This window comes from Sulfurimonas gotlandica GD1 (assembly GCF_000242915.1).
Lineage (GTDB): Bacteria > Campylobacterota > Campylobacteria > Campylobacterales > Sulfurimonadaceae > Sulfurimonas > Sulfurimonas gotlandica.
Map to the genome: position 1 here is coordinate 1,161,399 of NZ_AFRZ01000001.1, position 12,189 is coordinate 1,173,587.

14 protein-coding genes are annotated in these 12,189 nt (G+C 33.8%); 7 read left to right on the forward strand and 7 right to left on the reverse strand.

The window, feature by feature from the left end:
• Positions 1-13 precede the first annotated feature (13 nt).
• Positions 14-1,228 carry a NifS family cysteine desulfurase gene (locus SMGD1_RS05740; RefSeq protein WP_008335220.1) on the reverse strand — a complete coding sequence of 405 codons (1,215 nt, stop codon included), beginning with the start codon at positions 1,226-1,228 and terminating at the stop codon, positions 14-16.
• A gap of 174 nt (positions 1,229-1,402) precedes the next feature.
• Between SMGD1_RS05740 and SMGD1_RS05745 the strand changes: the two genes are divergently transcribed.
• Positions 1,403-1,906: a hypothetical protein gene (locus tag SMGD1_RS05745; protein WP_008336278.1), complete on the forward strand. Its 504-nt coding sequence runs from the start codon at positions 1,403-1,405 to the stop codon at positions 1,904-1,906.
• Positions 1,907-1,923: 17 nt separating this feature from the next.
• On the opposite strand, the gene SMGD1_RS05750 is transcribed toward SMGD1_RS05745, so the two are convergent.
• On the reverse strand, positions 1,924-2,661 hold the full coding sequence (locus SMGD1_RS05750; RefSeq protein ID WP_008336569.1) for a GGDEF domain-containing protein: 738 nt from the start codon (positions 2,659-2,661) through the stop codon (positions 1,924-1,926).
• Positions 2,661-3,500 (reverse strand): helix-turn-helix domain-containing protein, encoded by an 840-nt coding sequence (locus SMGD1_RS05755; protein WP_008340887.1) that lies wholly within the window; start codon positions 3,498-3,500, stop codon positions 2,661-2,663. The genes SMGD1_RS05750 and SMGD1_RS05755 overlap by 1 nt, the downstream gene beginning before the upstream one ends.
• A gap of 151 nt (positions 3,501-3,651) precedes the next feature.
• Here SMGD1_RS05755 and SMGD1_RS05760 point away from each other — a divergent pair, with 151 nt between their 5' ends.
• From SMGD1_RS05760 to SMGD1_RS05785, 6 genes are all read left to right on the forward strand, one after another.
• Positions 3,652-4,911, forward strand: a complete 1,260-nt coding sequence (locus SMGD1_RS05760) for a 3-isopropylmalate dehydratase large subunit (protein ID WP_008335555.1) — start codon at positions 3,652-3,654, stop codon at positions 4,909-4,911.
• A gap of 93 nt (positions 4,912-5,004) precedes the next feature.
• Complete coding sequence (locus SMGD1_RS05765) at positions 5,005-6,228, forward strand: OmpA family protein (protein ID WP_008335777.1); 1,224 nt, start codon at positions 5,005-5,007, stop codon at positions 6,226-6,228.
• Positions 6,229-6,801, forward strand: coding sequence for a molybdenum cofactor guanylyltransferase MobA (mobA, locus tag SMGD1_RS05770; protein ID WP_008340888.1), 573 nt, complete (start codon positions 6,229-6,231; stop codon positions 6,799-6,801).
• A gap of 52 nt (positions 6,802-6,853) precedes the next feature.
• The gene (gene moaC / locus SMGD1_RS05775) at positions 6,854-7,324 is read left to right on the forward strand and encodes a cyclic pyranopterin monophosphate synthase MoaC (protein WP_008335051.1); all 471 of its coding nucleotides are present in this window, start codon (positions 6,854-6,856) and stop codon (positions 7,322-7,324) included.
• Positions 7,305-7,574: an HP0495 family protein gene (locus SMGD1_RS05780; RefSeq protein ID WP_008336026.1), complete on the forward strand. Its 270-nt coding sequence runs from the start codon at positions 7,305-7,307 to the stop codon at positions 7,572-7,574. The genes moaC and SMGD1_RS05780 overlap by 20 nt, the downstream gene beginning before the upstream one ends.
• 14 nt (positions 7,575-7,588) lie before the next feature.
• Complete coding sequence (locus tag SMGD1_RS05785) at positions 7,589-8,647, forward strand: DUF6781 family protein (protein WP_008335943.1); 1,059 nt, start codon at positions 7,589-7,591, stop codon at positions 8,645-8,647.
• A gap of 74 nt (positions 8,648-8,721) precedes the next feature.
• Here the strand turns inward: SMGD1_RS05785 and SMGD1_RS05790 are convergent, their stop codons facing one another.
• Genes SMGD1_RS05790 through SMGD1_RS05805 form a run of 4 tightly spaced genes read right to left on the reverse strand, consistent with a single transcriptional unit; the run spans position 8,722 to position 12,131 of the window.
• The gene (locus SMGD1_RS05790; RefSeq protein WP_008335888.1) at positions 8,722-9,312 is read right to left on the reverse strand and encodes a DUF302 domain-containing protein; all 591 of its coding nucleotides are present in this window, start codon (positions 9,310-9,312) and stop codon (positions 8,722-8,724) included.
• A 44-nt stretch (positions 9,313-9,356) separates the two neighbouring features.
• Entirely contained in the window at positions 9,357-10,700 is a 1,344-nt protein-coding gene (locus SMGD1_RS05795) for an FAD-dependent oxidoreductase (RefSeq protein ID WP_008335848.1), read from the reverse strand.
• A 27-nt stretch (positions 10,701-10,727) separates the two neighbouring features.
• Entirely contained in the window at positions 10,728-11,666 is a 939-nt protein-coding gene (locus tag SMGD1_RS05800; RefSeq protein ID WP_008336103.1) for a DUF302 domain-containing protein, read from the reverse strand.
• A gap of 33 nt (positions 11,667-11,699) precedes the next feature.
• A complete protein-coding gene (locus SMGD1_RS05805) occupies positions 11,700-12,131 on the reverse strand; it encodes an MOSC domain-containing protein (protein ID WP_008335279.1) in 432 nt (143 codons plus the stop codon).
• Positions 12,132-12,189: the final 58 nt, after the last annotated feature.

Sequence of the window (12,189 nt, forward strand, 5' to 3'; positions counted from 1 at the left end):
TATTTTTTATTTTTTAGTGATGGTGAAGTTCGCATTCTTTAACTTCTCCACCTTCTGTTGGTTTCTGAATTGCGAATGAACTAGAAATTGCTCTAAGTCTTCCAACCGCATTTTTAAAATGACTAATAGTATAATCAATCTCAGCATCTGTTGTAAAACGACTAAGGCTTAGTCTGATTCCAGTGTGAGCTAATTCGCTATCTGCTCCGATTGCAAGCATAACAGTATTCGCTTCTAAATCTGCACTTGCACATGCTGAACCTGTAGATGCACCGATTTGACCATTGTTCAAATCCCAAAGCATACCTTCACCCTCAACACCTTTAATAGATATAAGGATAGTATTTGGTGTACGATTTTCTCTATCACCAACTACAAAAGTATCGCTAAGCTCTAAGATAGAGTCTTCTAAACGATCTCTTTTTTCTCTAATCTTACGAGCTGTCTCTTCAATGTTTGCAGTGGCAAGCTCAATAGCTTTACCCATACCAACAATATAAGGAACGTTCAGTGTACCTGAACGGCGACCACCCATGTGCTCACCACCGTGCATTAGTGGAGTAAGTTTTTGAGAGTCTTTAATATAAAGAGCCCCTACACCTTTTGGACCATGGAACTTATGAGCAGACATTGAAACGAAGTCAACATTTACTGCTTGTAAATCTACAGGTATTTTACCAATGGCTTGAACAGCATCTGAGTGAAAAAGAACACCTTTTTCTTTACAGATATCGCCAATCTCTTTAATAGGAAAAACCATACCTGTCTCATTTGAAGCCCACATTACAGTAACTAAAGCTGTTTTATCTGTAATAAAACTACGAACTGTATGTGCTTCTACTATACCTTGGTCATTTACCGGAAGATATGTAACTTTTGCACCTTGATCTTCTAAAAATTTACATGTAGCAAGAATTGATGGATGTTCAACCTCAGTAGTTACGATGTGGTTTTTATCTCCATTTACAACTAGGTCTGTAAATACAGATTGAAGAACCCAGTTATTTGACTCTGTTGCACATGATGTGAATACGATATCATCTTTATCACTTGCATTTAGTGCTGTATAAACTTGATCTATTGCTTTACTTAAAGCAGGATGCGATGCTGTTCCAAACTTATGAAGTGAGTTAGGATTACCATACAGCTCACTAAAGAATGGTTGCATTGTTTCTACAACTAAAGGATCTACCATTGTTGTAGCATTATTGTCTAAATAAACTTGCATGTTTTACCTCATGAAATAGGATTATTTTTAATTAAGACAAAATTTGTCTTCTTTTACTTTTGACATGATAATAGTTTTGTTATTACGATATGCTTAAACCAATCTGTACTTATGGATTATTTAAGCTATAATTATATTTATAAAATAATTTAATATATAATATAGGAATAAAATATGTGTAATTTCAATAAACATAGTGACGATACAAAAGAATTAATTCACTTGCTTATGACAAGGTTTGCGTCTTCTATTGGTGGAGCAAACTTTCTTTTAGGACTACTTGAGGCTATGAAAGAAAAAAAGCCTAATGCCCTTATGTTTAGCGCTTGTCAGATTAATTCTAAAGAAGCAACCATCAAATGGAATAAAAAAGTTTTTAAAGACAAACTTGACATTTTAGAAGAGGTTATCCGTTCACATAAAAGCTCAGAAGATCAAGATTTTAATATACTTGAGAGTGATAGTGAGAAAAAGAAGAAGAAAATCCTAAATATGGTTAAAGCTCTTGCACCACTAGAGTTTATTGTAACTCCCAATGATTCTGAGAATGGAGAAGGATTCACGTTTAAAATATTTGAAGATATTGAAGATGGCATCGTAAAAATCAACCCTGTATTTGCAGCAATGTTTTTCTGTTCAACAGAATATATGAAAAAAGTTTTAAAATATAACTCTTAAAAATTTTATGCTTGAAGTCACTGAGTTAAGTTAAATACTTTAACGCAGTTTCTTCCTGCATCTTTAGCCATATACAGTGCTTTATCAGAGTGTTCCATTACTTCATTTATGTCATCGTCTCTTAAACCAAAACTTATTCCGGCTGAAATCGTAATCTTTTGCTCTTTGCACTCAAAAGTTCTTCTCTCTATGCTCTCTCTTATCTGTTCTACTTTACGTAAGACATCTTGTTTATAGATTTCTGTAAAGATAATAACAAACTCTTCTCCGCCATAACGACAGAGTGTATCTCCTGGTCTGATAAGTGACTGCAGACTCAGAGCAAGACTTTTTAATATACAGTCTCCAGTTGAGTGACCAAGAGAATCATTGATAAGCTTAAATCTGTCTATATCTATAAAGACCACAGCAAAATCAGTATCTTCTTTACGCAAAGATGTAAAATTTTCTAAAAAATTATTCAAATAGTGACGGTTATTCAGACCTGTCAGGGCATCTTTAAATGCATATGTCACTGCTTTATTATTTACTTGATATAGCTCTTTTTTTATAGAAAGATATAAAATAAATATAATAAACACCGCAGAGGAAATTGAGAAAAACATCTCTTTGAAAATGAGATCATATATTAGAGCAATATCTTGAGCATCGTGATGTAGCACTAAAATTCTTACAATAGATAATACTATAAGAGCAGAAGCTACTATAAAGATGGCTTTATACACTAAGTGTTTTTTCTCATCATAGCTTATCATCAGCCTACTTCCTTAAGCTTTTGCATCTGATATATCTGTATCTTTTTATTTGCAACTTCATTTAGTATAACACTTGGACTTACCCCTAAAAACTTCTTAAATACTGAGTTCATATGAGAGTTATCACTATAAAGATACTCTAATTCTTTAAAAGTACACTCATCTTCTATGTATGCCAAAACTGTTCTACAGAACTTGGAAACAAAAATAAAATTCTTTGGAGTTAAACCGACAACTTTTTTAAATTGTCTCTCCATAGTACTTCTACTACATCCAAACTCTTTTGTAAGACTCTCTACAGTTACTTCAAAACGATATGAGTTTACTATTTTGTCGATTACATCATAAAGGGTTAGATGCGGACTATCCTGAGAATCATATATAGACTTCAAAGAAGTGTTTAAATACTCAAGCTCTTCTTTAATACTATTATGAGAATATAGATTTTTAAAATATGTCTCTATAGTATCAGGTTCTAACTCTTCATAACTACTGTTCAATCCAGAAGCCTCTTTATTGAACAGTTTATAGTAACCAATAGGTGTCAGTTCTGCCAATATCACTGGGAATGTGATATCTTTTGAAAAATTCTCATTACAACAAACGAATTTTTCAACCTTATTAGTTTTCACACTTACTGAATAATTTTTAGGGATTGAAAACTTATTATCTTCTTTATATATTTTTGTATATCCCTCTATTCCCCTGTTAAAAACTATAAAGTTACATCCGTTTGGAAGAAAGAGCAGACTCTCTACTCCCTCTAGTGAATTTACAATAACGTATTGCTTAACTATACTTTCTAGTTCTCGTGATGGAGAAAAAATATCATAAATCATTAAATATAACCATTAGCCTATTATTTAAGTACATTGTACTAAATTATTATAGTTTTAAGTTGTGTTAAATCGTCAATAAACTTAGTTTCACTGCAATTTTAAATCAGAAATGGTATAATCGCGAAATTATTACTTATTATAAAGGTTCATTATGGCTCAAACTATAACAGAGAAAATATTTTCAGAGCATGTTGGAAGAGAAGTTTTTGCTGGAGAAATCATCCGATCAAACATAGACATGGTTATTGGAAATGACATTACTACACCAATATCTATCAGTGCTTTTAATCTAAGTGGAGCAGAGAAGCTTGCAAATCCAGATGGATTTTCTATTGTTCTTGATCACTTTATTCCTGCAAAAGATATAGCATCTGCTAACCAAGCTAGAATTTCTCGTGACTTTGCAAAAAAACATAAACTAAAAAACTTTTTTGATGAAAAAGATATGGGAATCGAACATGCGCTTCTACCGGAGAAAGGGCTTATTGTTCCAGGTGATGTAATCATCGGTGCAGATTCACATACTTGTACTCACGGTGCACTAGGTGCATTTTCAACTGGTATGGGTTCAACTGACTTAGCCTTTGCAATGATTAGTGGCGGGAACTGGTTTAAAGTTCCTGAATCTATAAAAGTAAACCTAAGTGGAAAACCTGGCAAATACACTACTGGTAAAGACATCATCTTGGAGATTATCCGTATGATTGGTGTTGACGGTGCACTTTATAAGACTTTAGAATTTACTGGTAGCACAATAGAGCATTTAAACATGGATGACAGATTTTCTATGTGTAACATGGCTATAGAAGCAGGTGCTAAGAGTGGGATAGTTGCTTATGATGACATCACAAAAGAGTTCTTAGCAGATAAGGATTTAGCTCGCGAACCTAAGATTCATTACTCAGATGCGGATGCAGCTTATGTTCAAGTTTTAGATATAAATGTTGCGGAGCTTGAACCTGTAATTGCTTACCCGTTCTTACCATCAAATGGTCACTCAATCACTCAAGCAGTTAAAGATAAGATCAAAATAGACCAGGCATTTATAGGGAGCTGTACAAATGGTCGCTTAGGTGATCTTAAGACTGCTGCTGAAATTTTAGACGGTAAAAAAGTTCACGAGGATGTTCGTCTTATTGTAACACCTGGAACTCAAAAGATTCTAAAAGAAGCGTACAGACTTGGCTATATGGACATTATCATAGATGCAGGTGGAGTTGTTTCAAACCCAACTTGTGGAGCATGTCTTGGTGGATATATGGGAATACTTGGAGATAACGAGGTTGCTGTTTCTACAACAAATCGAAACTTTGTAGGTCGCATGGGCTCTAGAAGTTCAAAAGTATATTTAGCAAACTCTGCTGTTGCTGCAATTTCTGCTATTACTGGTTATATCACAGATCCGAGATAAAGATTAGTATTTATATTAATACTAATCTTTTGATGCATGGTTTAATTAAGATACATGCAGATATTATTTTAACAATATCTATAAAGGAATAACATGAAAAAACTACTACTAATCCCAGCTCTTTTGCTAGGTAATGTAGCAATCGCTACAGATTACAACTTCGAGATCACTCCTCTAATCGGCTATAACGTAGCTGAGGGCAATATCGATTTGGATAACTATGCAACTTTTGGTGCAGAGATTCAATACAATGGTCTTAATTCTATCATCAAGCCTGAGCTCTCTGTTTTATACTCTAAAGCAAACTACAGCACTAACACACTCCCAAGTAATGCAGATACTGATGTATGGCGCGTCGCTTTAAATGGTGTTTATGAGTATAAAAAAATTGGATCTGTAATTCCACTTGCTAAAGCTGGTATAGGATATGAGACTATGGATGGTGGTAGCTACACTGGACAGACTGGTAATGCCGATAGCGTATTCTTAGATACTGGAGTTGGTGCTAAAATTCCTTTTAACGACATGATTGCTTTAAAACTAGAAGCACTTTATATGCTTAAATATAATGACAATAGATATGACAATAACTTAGCTGTTCTAGCTGGTCTAAATATTGCATTTGGGGAAAAAGCTCAAAAAGCGGCACCAGTTAAAGAAGAGCCTGCACCTGTTGTTGCAGCCGTAGTGGTTGATGGTGATGATGACAAAGACGGTGTTTTAAACTCTGTTGACAAGTGCCCAGCAACTGCTGCCGGCAAAACAGTTAATGATGAGGGTTGTTTCATCGATGGCGATGATGACAATGACGGTGTTTTAAACTCTGTGGACGCATGTTTAACTACTGCTGTTGGAAAAACTGTTGATGCTAAGGGTTGTGAAATTGACGGAGATGATGATAAAGATGGTGTTCTAAACTCTAAAGATATCTGTCCAAACACTCCAATTGGTGACGCTGTAAACAGTGATGGATGTCCTGCTAAAATAACTCTTCATGTTAAGTTTGAAAACAACTCTGATGTTGTAAACACAAGCTCATATGATATCATTGAAAAATATGCAGATTTTTTAAATAACTACAGCTCATACAGTGCCAAAATTATCGGTTATACAGATAGCAAAGGAAGTGCAAACTACAACCAGAAGTTATCTGAAAAAAGAGCTAACGCTATTAAAAGCATGCTACTTGAAAAAGGTGTACCAGCTGATAGATTATCTTCAGTAGGAATGGGTGAAAGCAATCCTGTTGCAGACAATTCTACAAAAGAAGGTCGTGCACAAAACAGACGTATCGAAGCTGAGTTAACTAAAAAGTAAATGCTAAATATTCCATGTGTCGTCTTTGCAGGTGGCAAAAGCAGCAGAATGGGAGAAGATAAGTCTCTTCTTCCTTTTGCCGGTTTCAACACTCTCACAGAATTTCAACTCTCTCGCTTAAAAAAAATCTTTAAAAACGTATATATCTCATGTAAAGAAAAAAGCAAGTTTGATTTTGAAGCTTCATTTATTGAAGACGTAAAAACTGCTCAAACATTCGCTCCAACTGCCGGATTTGTTGCTATATATAAAGAGCTAAAAGAGGACTCATTTTTTGCACTCAGTGTAGATGCTCCTTTTGTAGGTCAAAAAGAAATACAAAAAATTATAGATGCGGATAAGCAGGATATAGATGCGACAATAGCTAAAACAGAGTTTGGCATTCAGCCTATGTGCGGCATTTATCACCGTTCACTTGAGAATGAATTTTCCAAGATGCTAGAAAATGACAATCATAAACTTGGTTTTTTGTTAAAATCATCAAAGACTACTTTCGTAAATTTTGATGATGAAAAGCCTTTTCTAAATCTAAACCACCCACACGAGTATGAAGAAGCCCTAAAACTTATATAATCAATATTTAACTCCTATTGGCTATAATATACAAAAAATAAAAAGAACTATAATGAACCTAACTCACCTTGATGAAAATCAAAGACCAAAAATGGTCGACGTATCCGACAAAAGTCAAACCACAAGAGTTGCAGTTGCATCTGGTATAATTGAAATGAGCCAAGATGCTTACGATGCAATAGTAAGTGAAAAAACTAAAAAAGGTCCAGTTCTTCAAACTGCTGTTATCGCTGCGATTATGGGTGTTAAAAAGACTAGTGATCTTATTCCTATGTGTCATCCATTAAATCTTAGCGGGATTAACTGTGATGTAGAAGAGTTACCAGAACTTCCAGGTTTTAAACTAAGTGTTACAGCTAAACTAACAGGACAAACCGGTGTTGAGATGGAAGCCCTAACTGGAACAAGTATAGGTCTTTTAACGATTTACGATATGGTTAAAGCAATAGATAAAGGCATGATTATAAGAAACGTGCAACTAGAAGAAAAATCAGGAGGTAAAAGTGGAGATTTTAAACGATAGAACGGAGAAACTTGAACTTACTTACCCATGCTCTTGGGCATATAAACTTATTGCCGGTGAGAAAGAAGCACTAGAGAAAGCTATCCATGATGTTATTCTTGAGAGAGAGCACAAGCTGACTCACTCTAATAACTCTAAAGCTGGAAAGTATGTAAGCATGAACCTCGATCTTCTTGTCCATAATGAAGATGACAGAAACTTTATATATGAAGCCCTAAAGGCTCATCAAAATATCAAAATGGTACTTTAACTAAAGGATTTAAAATGGATTTAGAGAAATTAAATAGTGATTTGACAAGCTCGTACAATCATAGATTTAAAAGTGTTGATAAGAGAGTAGCACACATAATGAATCATTTAAGCGATGATTTAAATATCCAGATAAATGATTTAAATCTTCACGAGATTAAAACTATTGCCACAACTATCTTAGATATTGAAACTCTTGCTCTAAAGAGTGATGTTGAATCTCTTTTAGCACAAAAAGAGCTTATTGAGAGAAATTTAGAAAAAAAATCTGAAGAACTTCAGCAGTCAAAATACAATGTTTTTAATGCAATAGAAACTCAACTAGAAAGTAAAAATGAAGCACTATCTAAACTTCATCAAGTTAAACTGCAATCTATAGACTTGTATGATTTTCTTAGTGAAATGGTTGAATCTGCAATCATTACTGCTCTTGAGAAAGATACTGATGGAGATATAAAAGAGACAACTCAAGAGGTAATAAAAGATATAACTTTTGAAGCTATAAAAGAGGGTTCTTTAAATACTATCAGAATAAGAAAAATATTATCAACAATACTACACTCAGCAGTAGATATTGCAGAAGCCTCGCCGACAAAAGCTGACGATATCTTAAATGCAACTCTTCATGGTATGAGAAGTGGTCTTATACGCTCTATTGATAGATTCAAAAAGAGATTAGCATACATGCCTGTAGAAGCGAAACATATCCTGATTGAAGACTATGATACTATTATGGAAGATTTAAATCAAACAGATACTCTTTTCTCTCAAGTTGTTCAGACTCAAGCCAGTGAAAATACACAAGAGATAAGAAAAATACTTCTTGATATCAACAAAGATATGCACTATGATTTAGAAGAGTTGGTACATATTTCTAAAGAGACTGCGGATGTTATGAGAGAGAGATTCTCATCATTTGCAAAAACAGCTGTTAAGAAGGCAGATACGGCTCTAAAATCTGAAGCGGCACAAGAAGCTAAGAGAATGGGTAAACAAGCCTGGGGAGTAGCTAAGACTGCTCTAGGGAGTGCAATAAAAACTGCTAAGGGTGCAATAGATAATAAAGATAAATAAAATCTTTATTGTCTATCTTCACAGGGTTTCGAGAAAAGATAACCTTGTGAAAAATCTACTTCTAAATTTAAGTTCTAGAAATCGCCCTTAGCACCTAAATCCATCATTTTATACATTGTATCTCTTACATGTTCAGCTTTTTTCATCATTTCAGGAGGCAGCGTATGTCCACCAAAAAGCATAAGTTCCATAGCCATTGTAACTAGCCATCGATCACCTTTGTCATCTTCAACTATAAGAATTCTACAAGGCATAAATGCACCATATGCTACTGAGTAGTCAATAAATGTTTTAGCAATATTTGGAGCACAATAGTGAAGTATTCTAATGTATCTTTGTCTTTTACCTGCGTGGTCATATTCATCAGCCATTCTAGAATCACCAACTTGAAGCATATTTGCATCACCAGCTATACTCTTCATAGATTCAATAACATCTTCCGTACTTACATCCGAGTTTATTTTTACACGTCTTACCATTGCATCTGCAGATTTACCACTAGTAAGTACAGCATCAAACATTGTCATATATGCACCCATAGCCTTAGGATCTAGTTTTGAGGCTTTGCTCATTTTATCAGCTAAGTCAAACTTTACAAATGCCACAAGCATTCCTACAATTATGATTCCACCTATAATACTTAAAATATTTTTTAATATATTCATTTCTTTCCTTAAAAATTACTATTTAATTTATACGTTTAGAAGCACTATTTACTAAACATATCTGCATATAATGCATTTGCCCAATCAAAAACTGAATCTGCATTAACAGTTCCATCTTTCTTCCAGTTTTCACTACTACTTGTAGATGCAAAAGCAAATGTTTCATCTATTTTGTTATAAGCATATTGAGTATAAACATATATTGCTCTCGCAGGGGCAATTGAAACAATAGAAAAACAAGTCGTTGTTGGTGGATACCATTTTATTTCTTTTGTTTTATTAATCTTTTGTGCTATCAATTTAGCAACATGGTGCCCTTCAGAGTTTGAAGTGTTTCCTGATTTAGAAAAACCCATTGGTCTAGAATCACCAGTAACGTATATGTCTTTTTCACCATTTACTTCATATGTTAAAGAATTTATATTTCCCTCTAGTTTGTTTTGCCCATCTTTGGCAATACCAACTCTTTCTAAAATTTTAGCACCTCTAACATGAGGATAAAAAGCAGCTTCTTCGAAACTTATTTCTTCAAACTCTGTTTCAACTACTTTATTGTCTAAGTTAATACTATTAATAACTGTATTAGGTCGATAGTCAATATAATCACTATAAAGTTCATCAAAGGCAGATTGAAATCCTTTTTTCTTAATAGTAATAGCATTATTCTCATCTAATAATATAACTTTTGCTTTTAGTTTTTTTTCTTTGAAATAATCAGCGATTATACAAGCTCTCTCATACGGGGCAGGAAGACATCTATAATTTCCACTTGGAACTGTTAAAATGAAGTTGCCGCCTTTAAAGTTTAGGACTTTGTTTCTTAGACTTATGTGTTCAGATCCAGGTATAAAACCAGCAGGGTACTCTTGTCTAAGTCTTGTCTCAAATGCAATATCATTTGTCCAGCGTGAGTAATCATAATCAATCCCAGGTGCAAATATCAAGTAATCAAAACTAATATCACCATCACTAGTTTGTAAGAGACGATTCTCTCTATCAAGTCCAGTTGCTGTTGCATGAAAGTATGTATAGTTATTTTCTCTTGCCGCTTGAAGATAATCATGTGTTAAATACTCTAACTTTATCTTATCTACTAGCCATAAGTTACTCATTGGGCAAGAGATGAATTCATGTCTTTGCTCAACTAAAATAACATCAGCATTTGGAGCGAATATTTTTGTGTATTTTGCTATAGAAAGTCCAGACCAACCACCTCCGACAACTACAACTCTAGGGCCTTTAGAATCTGCTATAGGGGCCTTGTAAGTTGAGTTTACCGTAAGTGCTTGATTTGCTTTTGGATCACTTAAAGTAGCACATCCGTTTATGGCTGTTGCAGCAACAGCCAAACTTGAAATTTTTAAAGCTTCTCTTCTTGATATAGCCATTTGAACATCCTACTTTAATTATTTTAATTACTCTGTTACTTCTTTAACTACTCTAACCATAGTTTTTTGAGCATCTTCTAGTACTTTAATAGATGGCTCATCCTCAATATCTAAAGAACTTATCCAGTTATATACTGATGGATATGCCATTTGTACTTCTGTAGCACCTTTTTCTTTATACATGTAGAATGTACATGGAGCAAATGCACCAGCTTCTGGGTGAGTTTTTGCAACTTCAAAGATAACCGGTAGTTTACAAATTGAGTATGCATCAAAAAAGTCATATTTATTATAACCAGCTTCAGCAAATTCATCACCTAGTTTGTTGAAACCTGCAATTACAAATCCAGCAGTTTCAAGTGAACCTTCCAGCTCAGTCTGAAGACCTTCTAGCTCATCTTCAACAGCATCACCTTGAGCTTCCATTTCAGCAGTAAATGAAGTTATTAGTTCGCCCTTTGGTGTACCTATTTTATATGACGTTTTTTCAAAGTGTCCATTTGGCAAAGCTTTAGCTAAAGTTGCTCTTACAAGATTTGAATATTCAATCATGTGTTTGTTTGATGCAGGTATACCAGTTACTTTTGCCATACCATCTAATGATATAGATGAGATAGAGATATCATTTGAATCTTTTTTCATGTATATAGACATACTTAACGGTGCAAATAATGCAGCTTTTGGAGAAATTTTAACTAACTCTAAAACCAAATCTTTTTTATAAAGAGTAAAAAGATGATACATTTTATGATTAGTTTTTTGAAACTTAGATTTAAATGCTACATTCATATCATTGTTTCCAGAAATTAAAAATCCTGAATCAGCAAATGCTTTTTGTATTGTAGCTCCAGTAATTTTACCTTTTGAGTTATCAGCTGTATATATCTGTATATCTTGTGCTGCGCTTGCAGCTACTCCAGTTACTAGCATTAGTGCTGTAACTAAACCTTTTATAATTGACTTCATTTATTTTCCTTTTTTAACTATGAGTTTTTACTATTAATTTATAAGATAAATATCATCATCTTTTTTAATAGTAGCACCACTAATCACTTTTGCAAAAATTCCTCTATCTTCTTTGAGTATTTTTGGTAATTTTGGGTCTACCTTTGCAAGACTATTGCAAAGAGTGCAGTTTTGGCTTATCTCTAATACAAGTTCACCTATCATAACTCTTGCACCTGGTTTTAAATAGTATGGATTGTAATCAATTAGTATATTTTCGCCCAATGCGCTGTATGGTGCGTCTATACCATGCTTTTTAGCCAATACATAACTATCTTGTGAAGTTATCAGAACTGATCTTTGTATATTTTTATTGTAATACTTATCTTCTATAACGCCCTTACTATCAAGAGCTAATTCTGTTGTGTTTATTCTGCCATCATTCGTAGAATAAAATAGCTCTAGAACTTTTCCAACTTTTGACATATAAACCCTTATCTATTTAAATCTTCTACTCCACTATCTGGAATATTATTATCAACAA